19 protein-coding genes are annotated in these 18647 nt (G+C 73.3%); 11 read left to right on the forward strand and 8 right to left on the reverse strand.

The window, feature by feature from the left end; genetic code table 11:
• Positions 1-22 precede the first annotated feature (22 nt).
• Positions 23-1183, forward strand: a complete 1161-nt coding sequence (locus tag Ae717Ps2_RS19090) for an acyl-CoA dehydrogenase family protein (RefSeq protein WP_075310969.1) — start codon at positions 23-25, stop codon at positions 1181-1183.
• A 92-nt stretch (positions 1184-1275) separates the two neighbouring features.
• The gene (locus tag Ae717Ps2_RS19095) at positions 1276-1917 is read left to right on the forward strand and encodes a TetR/AcrR family transcriptional regulator (RefSeq protein ID WP_051050496.1); all 642 of its coding nucleotides are present in this window, start codon (positions 1276-1278) and stop codon (positions 1915-1917) included.
• Between the two features lie 52 nt (positions 1918-1969).
• Here Ae717Ps2_RS19095 and Ae717Ps2_RS19100 read toward each other — a convergent pair whose 3' ends face one another.
• A complete protein-coding gene (locus tag Ae717Ps2_RS19100; protein WP_075310967.1) occupies positions 1970-3502 on the reverse strand; it encodes an acyl-CoA synthetase in 1533 nt (510 codons plus the stop codon).
• Positions 3503-3677: 175 nt separating this feature from the next.
• Here Ae717Ps2_RS19100 and Ae717Ps2_RS19105 point away from each other — a divergent pair, with 175 nt between their 5' ends.
• Positions 3678-4823 (forward strand): TetR/AcrR family transcriptional regulator, encoded by a 1146-nt coding sequence (locus Ae717Ps2_RS19105; protein WP_075333679.1) that lies wholly within the window; start codon positions 3678-3680, stop codon positions 4821-4823.
• A 17-nt stretch (positions 4824-4840) separates the two neighbouring features.
• Here the strand turns inward: Ae717Ps2_RS19105 and Ae717Ps2_RS19110 are convergent, their stop codons facing one another.
• Both Ae717Ps2_RS19110 and Ae717Ps2_RS19115 read right to left on the reverse strand, forming a co-directional pair.
• Positions 4841-6115, reverse strand: coding sequence for a cytochrome P450 (locus Ae717Ps2_RS19110; RefSeq protein WP_075310963.1), 1275 nt, complete (start codon positions 6113-6115; stop codon positions 4841-4843).
• Between the two features lie 5 nt (positions 6116-6120).
• Complete coding sequence (locus Ae717Ps2_RS19115; RefSeq protein ID WP_075310961.1) at positions 6121-6534, reverse strand: SCP2 sterol-binding domain-containing protein; 414 nt, start codon at positions 6532-6534, stop codon at positions 6121-6123.
• Between the two features lie 177 nt (positions 6535-6711).
• Between Ae717Ps2_RS19115 and Ae717Ps2_RS19120 the strand changes: the two genes are divergently transcribed.
• Complete coding sequence (locus Ae717Ps2_RS19120; RefSeq protein WP_075310959.1) at positions 6712-7260, forward strand: TetR/AcrR family transcriptional regulator; 549 nt, start codon at positions 6712-6714, stop codon at positions 7258-7260.
• Here the strand turns inward: Ae717Ps2_RS19120 and Ae717Ps2_RS19125 are convergent.
• A complete protein-coding gene (locus Ae717Ps2_RS19125) occupies positions 7220-8083 on the reverse strand; it encodes a PaaI family thioesterase (RefSeq protein WP_075310957.1) in 864 nt (287 codons plus the stop codon). The two genes, Ae717Ps2_RS19120 and Ae717Ps2_RS19125, sit on opposite strands and share 41 nt — an antisense overlap.
• 95 nt (positions 8084-8178) lie before the next feature.
• On the opposite strand from Ae717Ps2_RS19125, the gene Ae717Ps2_RS19130 reads away from it, so the two are divergent.
• The 6 genes from Ae717Ps2_RS19130 to Ae717Ps2_RS19155 all read left to right on the forward strand — a co-directional run bounded on the left by Ae717Ps2_RS19130 (position 8179) and on the right by Ae717Ps2_RS19155 (position 13509).
• Positions 8179-8673 carry a nuclear transport factor 2 family protein gene (locus Ae717Ps2_RS19130; protein ID WP_020628020.1) on the forward strand — a complete coding sequence of 165 codons (495 nt, stop codon included), beginning with the start codon at positions 8179-8181 and terminating at the stop codon, positions 8671-8673.
• Between the two features lie 40 nt (positions 8674-8713).
• Entirely contained in the window at positions 8714-9475 is a 762-nt protein-coding gene (locus tag Ae717Ps2_RS19135; protein WP_075310955.1) for an enoyl-CoA hydratase/isomerase family protein, read from the forward strand.
• A gap of 83 nt (positions 9476-9558) precedes the next feature.
• Positions 9559-11247, forward strand: coding sequence for a class I adenylate-forming enzyme family protein (locus Ae717Ps2_RS19140; RefSeq protein ID WP_020628018.1), 1689 nt, complete (start codon positions 9559-9561; stop codon positions 11245-11247).
• Positions 11244-12161 carry an SDR family NAD(P)-dependent oxidoreductase gene (locus Ae717Ps2_RS19145; protein ID WP_075334320.1) on the forward strand — a complete coding sequence of 306 codons (918 nt, stop codon included), beginning with the start codon at positions 11244-11246 and terminating at the stop codon, positions 12159-12161. The genes Ae717Ps2_RS19140 and Ae717Ps2_RS19145 overlap by 4 nt, the downstream gene beginning before the upstream one ends.
• Positions 12162-12191: 30 nt before the next feature.
• The gene (locus Ae717Ps2_RS19150) at positions 12192-12989 is read left to right on the forward strand and encodes an enoyl-CoA hydratase/isomerase family protein (RefSeq protein ID WP_075333680.1); all 798 of its coding nucleotides are present in this window, start codon (positions 12192-12194) and stop codon (positions 12987-12989) included.
• A gap of 37 nt (positions 12990-13026) precedes the next feature.
• Positions 13027-13509 carry a nuclear transport factor 2 family protein gene (locus Ae717Ps2_RS19155; protein ID WP_020628015.1) on the forward strand — a complete coding sequence of 161 codons (483 nt, stop codon included), beginning with the start codon at positions 13027-13029 and terminating at the stop codon, positions 13507-13509.
• Positions 13510-13565: 56 nt separating this feature from the next.
• On the opposite strand, the gene Ae717Ps2_RS19160 is transcribed toward Ae717Ps2_RS19155, so the two are convergent.
• Positions 13566-14540 carry a nitronate monooxygenase family protein gene (locus Ae717Ps2_RS19160; RefSeq protein ID WP_020628014.1) on the reverse strand — a complete coding sequence of 325 codons (975 nt, stop codon included), beginning with the start codon at positions 14538-14540 and terminating at the stop codon, positions 13566-13568.
• 101 nt (positions 14541-14641) lie between these two features.
• Here Ae717Ps2_RS19160 and Ae717Ps2_RS19165 point away from each other — a divergent pair, with 101 nt between their 5' ends.
• Positions 14642-15433, forward strand: a complete 792-nt coding sequence (locus Ae717Ps2_RS19165; protein ID WP_075310953.1) for a coniferyl-alcohol dehydrogenase — start codon at positions 14642-14644, stop codon at positions 15431-15433.
• A gap of 72 nt (positions 15434-15505) precedes the next feature.
• Here the strand turns inward: Ae717Ps2_RS19165 and Ae717Ps2_RS19170 are convergent, their stop codons facing one another.
• From Ae717Ps2_RS19170 to Ae717Ps2_RS19180, 3 genes are read right to left on the reverse strand one after another with little or no spacing between them, the layout of a single operon-like run.
• On the reverse strand, positions 15506-16315 hold the full coding sequence (locus Ae717Ps2_RS19170) for an alpha/beta fold hydrolase (RefSeq protein WP_233147630.1): 810 nt from the start codon (positions 16313-16315) through the stop codon (positions 15506-15508).
• An 11-nt stretch (positions 16316-16326) separates the two neighbouring features.
• A complete protein-coding gene (locus tag Ae717Ps2_RS19175) occupies positions 16327-17739 on the reverse strand; it encodes an aldehyde dehydrogenase family protein (RefSeq protein WP_075312949.1) in 1413 nt (470 codons plus the stop codon).
• A gap of 7 nt (positions 17740-17746) precedes the next feature.
• Positions 17747-18610 carry an SDR family NAD(P)-dependent oxidoreductase gene (locus Ae717Ps2_RS19180; RefSeq protein ID WP_075310951.1) on the reverse strand — a complete coding sequence of 288 codons (864 nt, stop codon included), beginning with the start codon at positions 18608-18610 and terminating at the stop codon, positions 17747-17749.
• Between the last annotated feature and the right edge of the window lie 37 nt (positions 18611-18647).

Genomic DNA, 18647 nt, shown 5'->3' on the forward strand with positions numbered 1-18647 from the left:
CCGACCGGATCGAGGAGAGACGATGCGACGCGAGCTCTACACCGACGACCACGAGCAGTACCGCGCCACCGTGCGCGAGTTCCTCGCCCGCGAGGTCGAGCCGCACTACCTGGACTGGGAGCGCGCGGGCGGGATCGACCCGGCGGTGTTCCGCACCGCGGCCGAGGCCGGCGTCTACGCGCTCGCCGTGCCCGAGGAGTTCGGCGGCGCCGGTGAGACCGACTACCGCTACCGGATGGTGGTGAACGAGGAGGTCGCCCGGGTCGGCGCGACCTCGTTCGGCATGACGCTGGGCCTGCAGGACGACCTGGTGCTGTCCTACCTGCTCGACCTCACCACCGACGAGCAGAAGAAGCGCTGGCTGGAGCCGTTCAGCCGCGGCGAGCTGCTCGGCGCGCTCGCGATGACCGAGCCGGGGACCGGGAGCGACCTGCAGGGCATCCGCACCTCGGCCCGCCGCGACGGCGACGACTGGGTGCTCGACGGCTCGAAGACCTTCATCTCCAGCGCGCTGTCGGCGGACCTCGTGATCGTCGCCGCCCGCACCGACCCCGAGGCGGGCTCGCGCGGGTTCAGCCTGTTCGTCGTCGAGCGGGACATGCTCGGTTTCCGGCGCGGGCGCCGGCTGGAGAAGGTCGGTCTGCACGGCCAGGACACCGGCGAGCTGTTCTTCGACGCCGTGCGCCTGCCCGCGGACAACCTCATCGGCACCGAGGGCCACGGCCTCATGCACCTGATGAGCCACCTGCCGCACGAGCGGCTGGGCCTGATCGCCTCGGCCGTCACCGCCGCGCGCGCGGTCTACGAGCACACCGCGCGCTACTGCTTCGAGCGCCACGCCTTCGGCACGGCCATCGGCGACTTCCAGAACTCGCGGTTCGTCCTCGCCGAGATGGAGACCGAGCTCGAGGTCGCCGAGGCGTGGGTGGACCGTGCCGTGCTCGCGTTCAACCGGGGCGAGCTGACCCCGGTCGAGGCGGCGAAGGGCAAGTGGTACCTGACCGAGCTGCAGAAGCGCATCACCGACCGCTGCGTCCAGCTGCACGGCGGCTACGGATTCATGCTCGAGTACCCGGTCGCGCGGGCCTATGCCGACGGTCGCATCCAGACGATCTACGGCGGCACGACCGAGATCATGAAGGAGATCATCGGGCGGGACATCGCCTCCCGGTACCGCTCCTGAGCAGGGGTCGCCGGCACGCGGACGCCCGCGTGCCGGCGACACGGCCGGGCAGGTGTCCGGCTGGTGACCCCCGGTCCGCCTATCCTGGTCCGGTGGCCCGCAGGACGAACGCGGTGGCCCCAGCCGCCACCGACGACACCGACGCGACCGACACCAAGTCGGCTCGCACCCGTGCCCGCCTGCTCGACGCCGCGGCGCGGGTCCTGAGCGAGAAGGGCTTCGCGGGGACCCGGCTGTCCGACATCGCCAAGGCCGCGCAGATCCAGGCGCCGGCGATCTACTACTACTACCCGTCCCGTGAGGACCTGATCGAGGACGTCGTCGCGACGGGCGCGATCTCGCTGCGCGACCACCTGTCCCAGGTCCTCGAGGCACTGCCGCCGGACACCCCGCCCGCCGAGCGGATCGCCGCGGCGGTGGAGGCGCAGCTCCGGCACGAGCTGCAGCTGTCCGACTACGCCCGGGCGGTCGTCCGCAACGCCAACCAGCTGCCCGAGCACCTGTCGGCCCGTGCCCGCGTGCACATCGGGGAGTTCCACGACATCTGGCGCGGACTGGTCGAGGACCTGCGCGCCGCCGGGCAGCTGCGGCACGACGTGGAACCGTCGATCGGCCGCATGCTCGTCATCGGCTCGCTGAACTGGACGGTCGAGTGGTGGGACCCGCAGCGGGGCGACATCGACCGGACGATCACGGTCGCCCAGTCGATGGTGCTGCACGCGCTGCGGCCGTGACCTCCCTCCCGGTGCCACGACGCGGGACGCCACGGCACCGGGGGGCACGCGGTCAGGCGTAGCGCTTCTTCAGCTCGCCCTTGACCAGCTTGCCGGTCTCGGTGCGGGGCAGGTCGTCGACGAAGCGGACCTCGCGCGGAGCCTTGTAGCCCGCGATGCGCGACTTCACGAAGTCGATGATCTCCTGCCCCAGCTCGGGCCCGGTCGCGACGCCGGCCCGCGGCTGGACGAACGCGGTGACCCGCTCCCCCATCTCCGGGTCCGGCAGGCCGATGACGGCGACGTCGTGCACGGCGGGGTGCAGCGCCAGGACGTTCTCGGTCTCCTGCGGGTAGATGTTGACCCCGCCGGAGATGATCATGAAGGACTTGCGGTCGGTGAGGTACAGGAAGCCGTCCTCGTCGAGGTGGCCGATGTCGCCCAGAGTCGTCCACGTCTCGTGCTCGGGGTGCTGCGCGGCCCGGGTCTTCTCCGGGTCGTTGTGGTACTCGAACGGCACGATGTCGCGCTCGATGTAGACCGCGCCGGTCTCCCCGACCGGCAGCTCGGTGCCGTCGTCGTCGCAGATGTGCAGCACCCCCAGGATCGGGCGGCCGACGGTGCCGGGCTTGGTCTGCCAGGTGGCGCTGTCGGTCATGGTGAGACCGTTGCCCTCGGTCGCGCCGTAGTACTCGACCAGGATCGGGCCCCACCAGTCGATCATCGCCTGCTTGACCTCGACCGGGCACGGGGCGGCGGCGTGCACCGCGACCCGCAGCGACGAGATGTCGGCCGCGTCGCGCTGCTCCTGCGGGAGCTGCAGCATCCGGACGAACATCGTCGGCACGAACTGGGCGTGGGTCACCCGGTGGGTGCCGATCGCCTCCAGTGACCCGACGGCGTCGAAGCGGCGCATCATGACCACGGTGCCGCCGTGCGCCTGCACGGCGCCGCACCAGCGCAGCGGCGCGGCGTGGTAGATCGGGGCCGGGGTGAGGTAGACCGTCTCCGGGCCGACGCCGAAGGCCTTGCTGATCAGTCCGACCAGCGGGTCGCCCAGCTCGGTGAACTGGACGGGCGGCAGCGGCGGCCGCACCCCCTTCGGCCGGCCGGTCGTGCCCGAGGAGTACAGCATCGGGGCGCCGTGCGGCTGGTCGTCGGGCGCGACGTCGGAGGCGGCGGCCAGGGCGTCCTCGTAGGAGGAGAAGCCGTCCACGACGCCGTCGTAGGACAGCCGCAGGCCGGGCGAGACACCGGTGGCGAGCACCGCCTTCGCGACGTCGGCCTTGCCCGCGGAGACGATGAGCGCCGACGCCCCGGAGTCCTCGACGATGTAGCCGACCTCCTCGGCGACGAGGTTGTGGTTGATCGCGGTGATGTAGAGCCCGGAGCGCATCGCGGCCCAGTAGACCTCGAAGACACGCAGGTTGTTCTCGCTCAGGAGCGCGACGACGTCACCGCGACGCAGGCCGGCCTCGCGCAGCACGTTCGCGAGCCGGACCGAGCGCTCCTCCAGCTCGGCGTAGGTCACCTGCTCCCCCGTCTCCGCGAGGAGCGCGGCGATCTTGTCCGGGTGCTGGGCGGCATGGGCGCCGGGGTGGGTCACGGGTCCTCCACGTCGGTGTGGTCGTCGGCGACGACGGAATTTAATGTCGATAAAGTAGGGCGGAAAGCTCCCCACCGGCAACGGTCGGGCGGCCGCGGGTCTTCTACAGTCGACCCGACCGGAGAAGGGGTGGGACGTGGCCGCACCGCAGTCGCAGCCGGGACCGCGGCGACGAATGAGGGCCGCCGAGCGGCGCGACCAGCTGGCACGCACCGCCGCGGCACGGTTCCACCTGGTCGGCTACCACCAGGTCTCCCTCGGCGACGTCGCCGCCGACGTGGGGTTGACCGGGCCTGCGGTCTACCGGCACTTCCCCAACAAGCAGGCCCTGCTCGCCGCCGGGATCGCGGCCGGGCTCGACGAGGTCGCCGAGGCCCTGGACCGGCACCTCGACGGCCCGCTGGAGGAGCTGGTCACCGCGCTGACCCGCGTCGCACTGGACCGTCCCGACCTGTGGACGCTGCTGCAACGGGAGGTCCGCTTCCTCTCCCCACAGGCCCGCGAGGAGATCCGCGAACGACTGCGCGGACGGCTCGAGCTGCTGTCGCGCCGGCTGCGGCGCGAGCGTCCCGAGCTCACCGAGCGCGCGGCGGGTGTGCTCGTGACCGGCGCGCTCGGCGTGCTGGCCACCCCGTCGGTCACCCACATCGGCCTGGACGACGAGCGGGTCCGCACCGTCCTGGCCGCAGCGGCGCTGGCCTGCCTGCGGTCCGACCCACCGGCCGGACCCGCGGCCGGACCGGACGGCCCGGTCTCGTCGGAGGACGGGCCGTCGTCGCGGCCGCGGGAGATCGTGGACCGCGCGGTCGCGCTGTTCCACGAGCGCGGCTACGTCGGGGTGAGCCTGGACGAGATCGGCGCGGCCGTCGGCATGGCAGGGCCCAGCCTGCTGCACCACTTCGCCAGCAAGGCCGACATCCTCACCGCGGCGTTCGACCTCGGCTCGGAACGGCTGCGGGCCGAGCAGGCCGCGCGTCGGGCCCGGCCGGGGTCGGTCGACCTGCCAGGGCTGATCGACCGCTACGTCGGCTTCTGCCTGGCCAACCGGGCGTTGCTCGGGGTCTACGTCAGCGAGTTCAACCACCTCACCGACGACGCGCGGCGCCGGACCGCGGACGCCATCCGGACCGAGCTGCGCGACTGGACGCGGTCGCTGCTCGCGTACTTCCTCGACCTCGACGAGCCGACCGCGCGGCTGCGCGTGCGGGCCGCGCTGTCGCTGATCAGCGACCTGACCCGGCTCACCTCCACGCGGGACCGGCCGGCGGAGCGGGCGGAGGTCACGGCGGCCGCGCTGGCCGTGCTCCGCTCCGGCGCCTGACCGGCCCCGCGTGCCGGTCAGGCGGGGGTGAACGCGCACCGCTGCCGACGCACGCCGTTGATGAAGGTGCTGACCAGGCGCTCCGGCTCACCGACCGCCCGGATGTCGGGCAGCTGGGTGTACAGCTCGTGGAAGATCCACCGCAGCTGCATCTTCGCCAGGTGCGAACCGAGGCAGAAGTGCGGCCCCCCGCCCCCGAAGGCGACGTGCGGGTTCGGCGTGCGGGACAGGTCGAACTCGTCGGGCCGGTCGAGGACCGCCTCGTCGCGGTTGCCGGAACTGTAGAACATCGTGACCTTGTCGCCGGGCTCGATCACGACGCCGTTCAGCTCGAACCGCTCCAGCGCGGTCCGCCGGAAGCTCATGACCGGGCTCGCCCACCGGACGAACTCCTCCACGGCGGTGCCGATGCGGGCCTCGTAGTCGGCGAACAGCCACTCGCGCTGCTCCGGGTGGTCGGTCAGCGCGCGCAGCGTGTGGGTGGTGGTCTGCTTGGTCGTGTCGTTCCCGGCCACGCAGAGCAGCACGAAGAACGACCTGATCTCGTCGTCGGTGAGCCGCTCCCCGTCGACCTCGGCGGCGGCCAGCGCGGAGATCAGGTCGTTCTCCGGCTGCTCGCGACGCGCGTCGATCACGTCCTGGCAGGCGCCGTGCAGGACGACGATGGCGTTGAGCATCTTCGTCGCCGCGTCGTCGCCGCCGCCGTCCCCGTCGTCGCCCCAGGCGACCATCGACTCGGCCGCGTCGGCGACCTCCTCACGACGCTCGGGCGGGATCCCGATCATCTCCGAGATCGTCCACATCGGGAGCCGGGCGGACACCGAGGAGACGAACTCGGCCTCACCGCGGTCGCGGATCGCGCCGACGATCTCCCGGGCCTGCCGGGCGATCTGCTGCTCGATCAGCTTCACCCGCTTCGGTGTGAACACCGAGCTGACCAGCTTGCGGACGTCGCGGTGCCGCGGGTCGTCCATGGTCAGGATGGAGGAGGCCATCTCCAGCACCTCCTCCGGGAAGTCCTCGGCGAGGACCCCGCCCGCGGAGGAGGAGAAGACCTCGGCGCGACGGCTGACGGTGGCGATGTCCTCGGCCCGCACGACGGCCCAGTAGCCGGGCGAGCCGTCGTCACCGTCCATCAGCGGGCTGTACAGGGGGCGCTGCCAGGACACCGGCTCCTCGGCGCGCAGCCGGCCGAAGGTCTTCTCCCGCTCGACGGGGTCCAGGCGCCAGAACTCCCGGGAGGAGACGTCGAGCGCGGAGAACGGGCGCGATGCGGTGAGGGATCCGGTCATCGCGATCAGCTCACGACGAGGTCGGAACGACCGCGGTCGGCCAGCATCGCGGTGTAGCGCGGGTAGAGGGCCTTCGCGATCGGCGAGAGCTTGAGCAGCTGCGCCGCCGAACCACCGACCGTGATCTTCCCGCGGGCCATCGCCAGCGGCAGGCTGACCTTGCCCTGCCAGTACTGGTTGGCGGTGTCGGCGGCCATCGACAGGGTCGCGTCGGAGTCCGCCGCGGCGGCCTCGGCCCCGGTGGTGATCTTCTTGGTCGCGAACTCGACCCGCACCGTGGTGTCGGGGTCGGTGTAGTCCATGCGCAGGCTCATGCCGGTCGCGGCGAGCTTCGGCCCGATCGTCTCGTCCTCCATCGCCTCGGCGAAGATCCCGCCGAGGAACTCGTGGACCTCGTCCGCGGAACGGAAACCACCCATGACGTCTCCTTTGACATGTCGGCGCCGATCGACGGCCAGGGTTCCCGCCTCGGCCACGGCCTAGCGCAAGTTAACATAGAGGCCTCTATGCGGGAAGACGTCGACGGCTGCGATGATGCAGTGGTGCCGTCCCGGCACCGATCCGACCAGCCCCGACCCGACCCGGAAGGACCGACCGTGCCGCAGTACGTCGGACGCGAGGACTACTACGCGGCCGCGATCGCGATCCTGTCCGGATCGGGGGCCCACGAGCTGACGATGACCGCCCTGCACCGCGGGCTCGGCGTCTCCAGCGGATCGTTCTACAACTGGTTCCGCAACTGGCCCGACTTCGTCGAGCGGTTCCTGGAGCACTGGCGCGGGTCGACCGAGGCGATCGCCCGTGAGGCGGCCGGACCCCACGACCCGCACGAGCGGCTGGAGCTGCTGCGCCGGCTCTCGCGCACCGTCCCGCACGACGCGGAGGCGGCGATCCGGGTGTGGGCCACGACCGACCCGGCCGTCGCGGAGGCACAGCGCGCGGTCGACGCACGACGGCTCGAGGTGATCCGGCGGGCGGTCGCCGCCGCGGGTGCACCCGACGCCGCCGACGAGCTCGCCGAGCTGTGCCTGTCCGCGGTGGTCGGCGCCCAGCTACGGCACCGCCCCGTGGACGTCGAGGGTCTGGACCGGGTGCTCGCCCGCTTCATCGCGCTGGTGGAGGCGCATTCCGGCCGGCCGGACTGAGCGTCGCGACCGCCCCGGGAGCGGCGTGGTCGGCACGCGAGCCGACCATCGCGTGCACGCAGACCCGGCCCGTCGCGTCGCGTCCCCTGACCTCCACCAGCCCGGAGGTCCGGCCCCGGTGCAGGGCCGTGGCCGTCAGGCGCACCCGGCCCCGGCCGGGCCGCAGGAACGCGAGCTGCAGGCGGTTCACCGCGTGCGGGGCCGATCCGGTCAGGCGGGTCGCGGCCAGCTCCGCCGCGCAGGCCCAGACCCCGCCGTGAACGGTGCCGTTCTGGTTGGTCCACCCCGTCGCGTCGAGCTCCAGCACCGCCTCGTCCGGGCCGGACCCCACCTCGGTGAGGTCGGTGAGCAGCTCGCCGATCCCGCCCTGCCCCGGCCGGGCGCCGACCGCGGGCCCCGCGGCGAGCGGGGTCGTGCCGGGTGCGGGGACGTCCGCGGTCCAGGCCGACGCCACCGCGACGAGCCGGCCGTCCGGGTCGCGCACGGAGGCGGTGACGTGGTCGCGGAGCACCTCGCCCGCGGTGCGCGCGGCCCGGGCGTGCAGCCGGTCCCCCGGCCACGGCGGCGGGACGAGCACGTCGAGCGACAGCGCCGTGGTCACCGGCTGGAACCCCGGCGCCTGCGGCCGGTTGGCGACCTCGCCCAGGACATGGTCCGCCAGCACCGCCAGCGGCCCCGTCCACGTCCGCCCCGCGCCGTCCGACCAGCCCCCGGTGAGCGCGGAGCACCGCCTCTCACCAGGTACGACGGTGCACCCGAGCACGCCGAGGCGCTGCTCGGGCGTGCCCGCCGTGTCGAGACTGCAGGACTGCTCGCCGGTCATCGTGACCTCTCCCTCGTTGCCCTCTAAGTTAATCATGGCTAGGCTACGGCGGCGAGGTCCGCGCCGGAGCGGGCCGTCATCGAGGAGGAGCCGCCGTGCCCGCGCCCCTGACCGAGACGTTCCTGCGCGACTTCAGCACGCGCTGGCTGGCGGCCTGGAACTCCCACGACACCGAGCAGGTGCTCGCGCTGCTGCACCCCGACGTCCGATGGGAGGACACGGTCTTCTGGACCGGGGTGATCGAGGGCCGCGAGGGCGTGCGCACCTACGTGGAGCGGATCTGGGAGGTCATGCCCGACGTCGCGTTCGACGACGTGCAGACCTTCACCTCCCCCGGCGACGGCCGCGCGCTGTGCCTGTTCCGCCAGTACGGCCACGGCCCGGCGAAGCTCGCCCCCGACGCCACCTTCAGCACCTACGGCTGCGACATCTTCCTGGAGTTCGCCGACGGACTGCTGTCGTCCTACCTGGCGCAGTACGAGATCACCGAGATGATGCGCCAGCTCGGCGTGCTGCCCGCCCGCGAGGGCCGGATCGGCGGCGCCTACCTGCTGTCGCTGCTGCACCGCAGCCCGGCGAACGCCGGCTGACCCGCCCGTCCCCCGCACCACCCCAGACCGAGGAGTCACCATGGCCGATGACGAGGCCGTCCGCATCACCGTCGCCGACGGCGTCGGCACGATCACCTTCAACCGGATGCACCGGCGCAACGCGCTCAGCCTGGAGCTGTTCGAAGCGCTCGGCGACCAGCTCGACGCCTGGCGGAGCGACGACGAGGTCGCCGCGGTCGTGCTCACCGGTGGCGAGGAGGCGTTCTCCGCGGGCCTGGACCTCGACCTGCAGTCGGCGTTCACCGAGGACTCCCGCGAGGTGTACTCGGACATGTGCCTGCGGGTCTACGGCGCCCTGCTCGACTACGGCAAGCCCACCATCGCCGCGTGCGCCGGACCGACCCTGGGCGGCGGCTGCGACATCGCGGTGTTCTGCGACATCCGGATCGGCGCGGAGAACGCCGTGTTCGGGTTCCCGCAGATCAAGTTCGGGCTCACCCCGTACTTCTCGCCGCTGTGGAAGATCGTGGGACTCAGCCAGGCCAAGCTCCTGACCTTCTCCGGCGACCGGATCGACGCCGCGGAGGCGCTGCGCATCGGCCTGCTCGACCGGCTCGTGCCGACCGGCGGTGTCGTCGAGGCCGCGACCGCGCTGGGCCGGTCGATCGCGGAGACCACCACGAAGTCGGCGAAGATCAACAAGGAGCTGGCGCTGCGCTCCCCGGCGATGGACCCGATCAGCGCGCTGTCCTTCGAGACCTCCGCCTACCGCGAGGTCATCCGCCACCCCGACGTGCTGGAGCGGATCAACGAGGCGTTCAGCCGGATCCGCACGCGCTGAGCGTCCGTTCGGCGCAGTGGATAGTGACGGTTCACTAGATAGGGTGGGCCGCCGTGGCCCGATCGAGTCCGAGGAGCACGTCGATGACGACTGCCGCCCCGTCCGTGACCGCACCGTCGACCGCACAGTCCGTGACCGCCGGGGGGACCGACCCGGCGCGCGCGTACCGGTACGCCGGCTACCGCGCGTCGGGCCTGTGGACGCCGACGTCGCTGGCCGATCTCGTGCCGGAGGCCGCGGCCCGCCACCCCGAGCGCGAGCTGTTCTCCTTCGAGGGCACCCGGGTCACCTACGGCGCCTTCGAGCGCTGGACCCGGGCGGTGGCCCAGGACCTGGTGCGCCGCGGGGTCCGCCCCGGCGACCGGGTCCTGGTCCAGCTGCCGAACCGGCTGGAGGCGCTGGCCGTACAGGTCGCGGCGTTCCGGGCGGGCGCGGTGGACGTCCCGGTGATCCCGATCTACCGGGAGCACGAGATGCGTCAGATCGTCGCGGACTGCCGGCCCGCGGCGGTCTGCACGGTCGACGCCCTCGGCGACCGCGACCCGTCCGCCGAGCTCGACGCGCTGTTCGACGAGGCCGGTGTGACCCCGGCGGTGCGCTACCTCGTCGGGGGCGAGCGCCCCGGCTGGACCGCCGTCCCGGGGCCGGAGGCCGCGGACGACGCCGCGCTGCCGGCGTCCGCCGACCCCGCGGAGCCCGCGCTGCTGCTCTACACCTCCGGGACGACCGCCGCGCCGAAGGGCGCGCTGCTGTCGCACCGGGCGGTCGTCGCGCACCTGGTCAACTTCCGCGACGCGCTCGGCGCCGGGGAGGACACCGTCACCCTGGCCGCGACACCGCTGTCGCACCTGGGCGGGTTCGTCGCCGCCGTCGTGTTCCCCGCGTTCCTGGGCGGGCGCTCGGTGGTGATGGCCGGCTGGCGGCCCGACGACGCCGTCGAGCTGATCGAGGCCGAGCGGGTCACCCTCATGATGGGGGCCACGGTGTTCGTGACCGACCTCGTCGAGCGCTACCGGGACCGTCCGGAGGGCCACCGCCTCGACACCTACGCCTGTGCCGGCGCGGCCATCGCGCCCGAGGTCGTCGACCGTGCCGCGGAGGTGGGTGTGCGGGTGGTGCGCGCCTACGGCATGACCGAGACCGCCGGGGTGCTCGCGATCGCGGCGGCCTCGGACTCCCTGGAGCGCCGGCGCGCCTGGGACGGCAGGCTGCTGCGCGGCATGGAGATGACCGTCGTCGACGACGACGGCGCGCTCGTCCCGCCCGGCACCGTGGGCCGGCTGCGGATCCGCGGGCCGCAGCTGCTCGACCGCTACACCGACCCGGTCGTCACCGCCGAGCAGATCGACGCCGACGGCTGGTTCCTCCCCGGCGACGTCGGCCGCGTCGACGACGAGGGCTGGGTCCAGATCGCCGGCCGCACCAAGGACATCGTCAACCGCGGCGGCGAGAAGTTCTCCACGATGGACATCGAGCTCGCGGTCGCCTCCGCCCCGGGTGTGCGGCGGGTCGCGGTCACCGCGGTGCCCGACGAGCGCCTCGGGGAGGCCGTCGGTGCCTGGGTGGTCCTCGACGACGACGCCCGCGCCGCCGGCGTCGGCCCGTTGCTGGAGCACCTGGCCGCCCAGAAGCTCGCCCGCGCGAAGACGCCCGTCGAGTGGCACGTCGTCGCCGAGATCCCGGCCACCGCCAGCGGGAAGATCCAGAAGCACGCGCTCGCCGGGCTCACCGACCTCGAGCTGTGGCACGCCCACCGACCGGCCCGGGCGTGACCGCGGTGTTCGAGGCCGGGACCGTCGCACTGGTCACCGGCGCCGGACGCGGGCTGGGCGCGGAGTACGCGACCGCACTGGCCGCGGCCGGGGCGACGGTCGCCGTGCACGCGCGCACCGCGCGGGCCGCGGGTGCCGTCGCCGACCGGATCCGGGACGCGGGCGGGCGCGCGCACCCGGTCGTCGGGGACGCGCGCGACGGCCGCGCCCTGGTCGGGGACTGCGTCGCGGCGCTCGGCCGGCTCGACGTGCTCGTGGTCAACGCGGGCGGGCTGCGCGACCGCGGGGTGTCCCGGCTGACCGACGACGACTTCGACGAGGTCGTCGACGTGCACCTGCGCGGCAGCTGGACCGCCTGCTCGGCGGCCTGGCCGCACCTGCGCGAGCGCGGCGGCGCCATCGTGCTCACCACTTCCGGCGCGGGGCTGCACGGCAACCCCGGCCAGGCCGCCTACGCGGCGGCGAAGGCCGGCGTGGTCGGGCTCGCCCGCACCCTGGCCGCGGAGGGCTCGCGGCACGGGATCCGGGTCAACGCCGTCGCGCCGATGGCGCTGACCTCCATGACCGCCGAGGTGTTCCGCGACCGACCGGCGCAGGCACTGCGGGCGGCCGACGTGGCCCCGGTCGTCGTCGCGCTCGCCCTGCCCTCCTGCCCGCTGACCGGCGAGGTCGTCGAGACCGGCGGCGGCTGGGCCTCGGTGCTGCGCTGGGAGCGCTCCGAGGGGGTGCGCTTCACCCGCCCCGACGGGCCGCCACCGGCCGTCGCCGACGTCGCCGCGCACTGGGGCGGGATCACCGACCTGGTGGGTCGCCCGTCCGACCGTCCGACCACGACCGCGGACTCGCTCGCCGCCGCGTGCGACCCGTTCCGCGGGACGACCGCGCTGCGCGCCGGCTCCGAGTCCTGCCACTGATCCCACACCCCCACCCCGAGAGGAACCCCCGTGACCGAGTACCGCTACCTGCTGACCTCCGTCGAGGACGGCGTCGGCATCCTGCAGCTGAACCATCCCGAGAAGCGCAACGCGCTGGGCTGGGAGCTGCACGAGGAGATCGTGGCGGCGCTCGCCGAGTGGGCCGAGGACGACGAGGTCGCCTGCGTCCTGATGATCGGCGACGAGGACATCTTCTGTGCCGGCTGGGCCCTGGACGTGCTGCAGGACACCAGCGGGGACACCCGCACCCGGTTCACCGACCTCGCCTACAAGCTCATGGTCGCGATCTACGACTACCGCAAGCCGACCGTGGCCGCCGTCGCCGGTGTCGCCCCCGGCTACGGCATGGACCTGGCCAACATGTGCGACATCACGATCGCCTCGGAGAACGCCGCGTTCGGCTCGACCCAGGTCAAGTACGCGATGAACGGCTTCTACCACGCGATCCTGCGCAAGACGAACACCCAGCGGGCCCGCCGGATGTTCTTCACCGGCGACCCGATCGACGCCCACGAGGCCCTGCGCTGCGGGCTCGTCGACGAGGTCGTCCCGGTCGGGACGCTGCGCTCCTCGGCGCTGACGCTGGCGAAGCAGATCGCCGAGAACGGTGCCGAGCTGACCACGGTGCTCAAGGAGGTCGCGCTGCGCGCCGGGCACATGGACCACGTCGCGGCGACCGCCTACGAGCTGCGCGTCACCCACGACCTGCTGCAGCGCGGGCTGTTCACCCGCCGCATCGCCGAGGGCCTGGACCGGCTGCGGTCCGGGGCCAGCAGGGCCACCGAGCGACTGTCCCGCCGCAGCTGAGACCGAGCGGCAGCCGAGACCGAGCCCCGGAGCCGAGATGACGTCCTCGCCGACCTCCCCCACCCCGTCCCGCACGACACCGCACCCCACCGACCCCGGGTTCGCCCTGGCCTACGGGATCGCCTGGAGCAACGACCCCGACGCGCTGCTGGAGTTCTTCGCCCCGGACGGCGTGTACCGCGACATCGCGCTCGACGGCACCTACCGCGGCCGCGGGGAGGTCGGCCGCTTCCACCGGTTCATGCTCTCCTTCGCCCCCGACTCGCACATCGAGTTCGGCGAGACATGGGCGGCCGGCGGCGGGCTCACCTCGCGCTGGGTGTGGTCGGGGACCGTCCGCGGCCCGCTGAAGCTGCGCACCGGTGAGCTCGTCGACGTGGCCGGTGCCCGGTTCTCGGTGCCGGGCGTCGCCGTCTGCACCTACGACGACGACGGCCTGCTCACCGGTCACGACGACTACTGGGACCTCGCGACGGTGCTGTACCAGGTCGGCGCCCGCATCACCTCGCCGACCCGCTGAGGCACGCGGTCGGGCCGAGGCCCGGACAGCCCGGCGACGAGGGCCCTGTCCGGGCCTCAGCCGGCCGTGACGAGCTCCGCCAGCCGGCCCGCGACGATCTGCTCGGCCTCGGTGACGATGCGCTCGATCAGCTCCGCGCAGGTCGGGACGTCGCGGATGATCCCCTGCACCATCCCGACCGACCAGATGCCGGCGTCGAGGTCTCCGGTCTCGTAGACCGTCGCCCCGCGGCTGCCCGCGACGAGGTGGCGGATGTCCTCGAACCGGGCACCGGCGGCGAGCTTCTCCACCACCTCCCGGGAGACCGCGTTGGCCGCGACCCGAGCGGTGTTGCGCAGCTCGCGGAAGATGAGGGTGGTGTCGCGCTCGCCGGCCTCGACGATGCGGGCCTTCACCGCGTCGTGCACCCCCGACTCCTGCGTGCACAGGAAGCGGGTGCCCATGTTGACCCCGTCCGCACCGAGCGCCAGCGCCGCGACCAGACCGCGGGCGTCGGCGATGCCGCCCGAAGCGATGAACGGGATCTCCAGGACGTCGGCCGCGGCGGGCAGCAGGACGAGCCCGGGAACGTCGTCCTCGCCGGGGTGGCCGGCACACTCGAAGCCGTCGATGGACAGCGCGTCCACCCCCAGGTCCTGCGCCTTCACCGCGTGCCGGACCGAGGTGCACTTGTGGACGACGACGATCCCCGCGTCGTGCAGCGGCCCGAGGTGGTCCACCGGGTTCGCCCCGGCGGTCTCCACGACCGGGACACCCTCCTCGATGATCACCTGCCGGTACGCGGCGTAGGGCGGGGCGTCGATCGTCGGCAGGATCGTCAGGTTGACGCCGAACGGGGCGTCGGTCAGCTCCCGGCAGCGCCGGATCTCCGCACGCAGGTCCTCCGGGGTCGGCTGGGTCAGCGCGGTCAGGAACCCGAGCCCACCCGCCTCGGCGACGGCGGCGACGAGCGGCGCCCGGCCCACCCACTGCATGCCTCCCTGCACGACGGGGTGACGCACCCCGACGAGTTCGGTGAACCGTGTCCGCATCGACGTCTCCTTCGACTCGCCACCCGGGGCCCGTTGCCCCCCGTAGGTAGTTAATCTAGGTTAGAAACATAAGGCGTCACAGGCGACACCGGAGGGATCACATGGACGTTCAGGGACTGCGCTGCCTGGTCACGGGCACCGCGTCGGGCATCGGTGACGCTGTCACGCGCCAGCTGGTCGAGGGCGGCGCCTCCGTCGTCAGCCTCGACCGCAACAAGCCCTCCGCGGAGGTGGAGCAGCACGTCGAGGTCGACCTCGCCGACGCCGCGAGCATCGACTCGGCGCTGGCGCAGATCGAGGGCACCTTCGACGTCCTCGCCAACGTCGCGGGCATCCCCGGCACCGCGCCCGCCGACCTGGTCTTCCGGGTCAACTTCCTCGGCATGCGGCACCTGACCGAGGCCGTGTTCGAGCGGATGAACCCGGGCGGCTCGATCGTCGTGGTCTCCTCGACGGCCGGGTTCGGCTGGCCGGCCCGCCTGGAGACCCTGCGCGAGGTGCTCGCCACCGAGTCGATGGACGAGGGCGCGGCCTGGTTCGCCGAGCACCCGCAGCAGGGCAACGCCTACAACTTCTCCAAGGAGGCCGCGACCGTCTACTGCCTGGCCATGGGCGGCGCGGTACGGGAGATGAACGAGCTGCGGATCAACGCCGTGCTCCCGGGCCCGGTGGAGACCCCGATCCTCGCCGACTTCGAGGAGAGCATGGGCAAGGACACCCTCGACGGGGTCAAGGCCTTCCTGGGGCGGCACGCGACCGTCGACGACATCGCACCCGCCGTGGTGTTCCTGGCCTCGCGCGGCTCGCGCTGGCTCAACGGCTCGACGATCACCGCCGACGGCGGCATCACCGGCGCCGTGGCCGCCGGGCTGGTCCCGGCCCCCGAGATCTGAGCCCGGGCCGGCCGGTGGGCGCCTCGGTGGCGGTGCCCACCGGCCGGTGTCGTTCAGGGTCGTCGGGGGTCGTCAGTGCTCGGCGGGGACCGCGTCGCGGTCGACCCGCGCCGTGAACCGGGTGATCAGCGACGAGACCAGGGCCGGGGCGTCGGCCATCGGCACGTGTCCCACCCCCGGCACCCGGACCAGCTGCGCGCCGCGGACGGCCTCGACCATCGGGCGGCCGTAGCGCGGGAAGGGCAGGATCCGGTCCCGCTCCCCCCAGGCGATCATCACCGGGCCCTCCGGCGTGAACGGGGCGAGCCCACCCGAGTCCGGGGCCCCGGCGAGCAGGTCGGCCAGCACCGCGCAGCCCGCCAGGTCCTCGACCAGCTCCCCGACGTCGGCCTGCGACAGCACCTCCGGGTGCTCGGAGACCGCCCGCAGCAGCAGGCGGCGCACCGCACGCGGCCGCAGCACCGCACCCGTGCCCGGCAGCCGCCCGATCCGCCCGCCGATGCGGAACAGCCGCAGCAGCCGGTCGAGGTCCGCCGGTGTCGCCCACGCCCCGGCCGGGGACAGCGCGACGACCGACCGCGACCGGCCGCGGCGGGCCAGCTCCAGCGCGACCCACCCGCCGAGCGAGTTGCCCACCAGGTGGGCCCGGTCGATGCCGGCCTCGTCCAGCGCGACCTCGACGGCGTCGACGATCGCGGGCACCACCTTCTCGGGGGCCACCGACAGCACCGGGCCGCCGCGGTGCCCCGCCAGCGTGGGCGCGACGACGTGGTGGTGGCGCTCCAGCGCCGGCAGGACCGGCCGCCAGGCCCGCCACGACGACGTCGCGCCGTGCAGCAGGACCATCGGCGTGCCGGCCCCGCCGACGTGCACGGGCTCCACGGGGATCCGGGTCAGAAGAACCTCCGCAGCAGGGCCATCTTCCGGTCGGTGTAGGGCGGGTACATCAGCGACGGGTCCGGCTTGGCCGGCTTGTCCAGCACCGCCTTGCGGTGGCTGAACGCGTGGAAGCCCCACTCGCCGTGGTAGGCGCCCATCCCGCTGTTGCCCACACCGCCGAAGGGCAGCTGCGGGACGAGGCAGTGCATGGCCAGGTGGTTGACCACCACGCCGCCCGAGCTCGTCCCGGTGAGCACCCGCTCCTTGACCGCCTTGGACCCGGTGAACAGGTACAGGCCCAGCGGCTTCGGGCGGTCGTTGACGAAGCGCAGCGCCTCGTCGACGGAGCGCACGGTGAGCACCGGCAGGATCGGGCCGAAGATCTCGTCGGCCATCACCGCCGAGTCCGGCGACGGGTCGACCAGCACGGTCGGCTCGATCGCGTGTGAGGCCGCGTCGGTGCCACCGCCGAGCGCGACGGTCCCGCCGTGGTCGTCGAGCAGGCCCGCGATCCGGGCGAACTGCCTGTCGTCGACGATCGGCTGGGTGGCGGGCTCCCCGGCGCGGAACTCCCGCACGGTCGCGACGATCCCCGCGACCAGGCGGTCCCGCACCGACTCCTCGACCAGCACGTAGTCCGGTGCGATGCAGGTCTGGCCGGAGTTCAGCAGCTTCACCCAGGCGATCCGGCGAGCCGCGACGTCGATGTCGGCATCGGCGGTCACGATCACCGGGCTCTTGCCGCCCAGCTCCAGCACCACCGGCGTCAGGTGCTCGGCCGCGGCGGCCATCACCTTCTTGCCGATCCCCGGGCCGCCGGTGAAGAACGCCAGGTCCAGGCCTTGGGCGAGCAGGGCCTGGGTGACGGCGGCGTCACCCTCCAGCACGGCGACCGCGTCCGGGTCCAGGTACTCCGGGATCAGCCGGGCCATCAGTGCGGAGGTGGCCGGGGCGTGCTCGGACGGCTTGACCACCGCGGTGTTGCCGGCCGCGACCGCGGCCACCAGCGGGCCGAGCGTCAGGTAGACCGGGTAGTTCCACGGCCCGATGACCAGCACCGTGCCCAGCGGCTCGTACTGGTAGAAGCCGCGGCCGGGCAGCATGGACAGCGGCAGCGACGTGCGTCGCCGGCGCATCCAGCGCTTGAGGTGCTTGCGGGCGTAGGCGGCCTCGGCCGCGGTGGAGGCGATGTCGCCGAGCCAGGCGTAGGGCGCGGGGCGGCCCAGGTCCTGCGCGAGCGCGGCGGCGATGTCCGACTCGCGCTCGGAGACCAGGCGCTCGATGCCGTGCAGCTGGCGGCGCCGCCAGGCGAGCGGCCGGGTCCGGCCAGACTCGAAGGTCCGGCGCAGGCGGGCGACGGTGGCCGCGGCGTCCGAGGCCTCCGTGGCGTCCGTGGCCTCGGGGGACGTGCTGTCGGTGACGGTCACGGCCGCCTCACCCGACCGGGTTCGTGCCGACGACGGCACCGTCGAGGTCGACGATCTCGGCGAACCGGTCACCGACCTGGTCGATGGTCGGGACCTCCGCGAAGGTCACGCCCTTGCTGCGGAACTGCGCGACGCGGTGCACCTCGCCGCCACCGACGACCAGGACGCTGCCGGTCTCGGTGCACTCGTCGGTCAGCAGGTAGCCGACGACCGGGGCGACGTGCGCCGGGTCGAGCTTCGCGAGCACCTCCGGCGGCGCGATGTCGGAGGTCATCCGGGTCGCCGCCATCGGCGCGATCGCGTTCGCGGTGATGCCGCGCTTGCGGCCCTCGATGGCCAGGGTGTTGATGAGCCCGATCAGCCCGCCCTTGGCGGCGCCGTAGTTGGCCTGCCCGAAGTTGCCGTAGATCCCCGAGGTCGAGGTGGCGACGACGACCCGGCCGTGGCCCTGCTCGCGCAGGTGCGGCCAGGCCGCGTGGATCACGTGGTAGGCGCCGTAGAGGTGCACGCGCTGCACGGCGTCCCAGTCGTCGTCGGTCATCGAGTGGAACGACCTGTCCCGCAGGATGCCGGCGTTCGCCACGACGCCGTCGATGCGGCCGTAGGCCTCCAGCGCGGTCGTGACGACCGCGGCGCCGCCCTCGGACGTGGCCACGCTGTCGTGGTTCGCCGTGGCATCGCCACCCTCGGCCCGGATCTCGGCGACGACGGCGTCCGCGGCGCTCGATCCGCTGCCGCTGCCGTCCCGCGACCCACCGAGGTCGTTGACGACGACCTTCGCGCCCGCCCGCGCCAGCACCAGCGCGTACTCGCGGCCCAGGCCGTTGCCCGCCCCGGTGATCGCGACGACGCGTCCCTCGACTCCTGCCATGCCTGCCGAACTCCTTCGTAGTGGGGGTGGACGGCCG

Origin of the sequence: Pseudonocardia sp. Ae717_Ps2, assembly GCF_001932475.1 — a bacterium.
Classification (GTDB): domain Bacteria; phylum Actinomycetota; class Actinomycetes; order Mycobacteriales; family Pseudonocardiaceae; genus Pseudonocardia.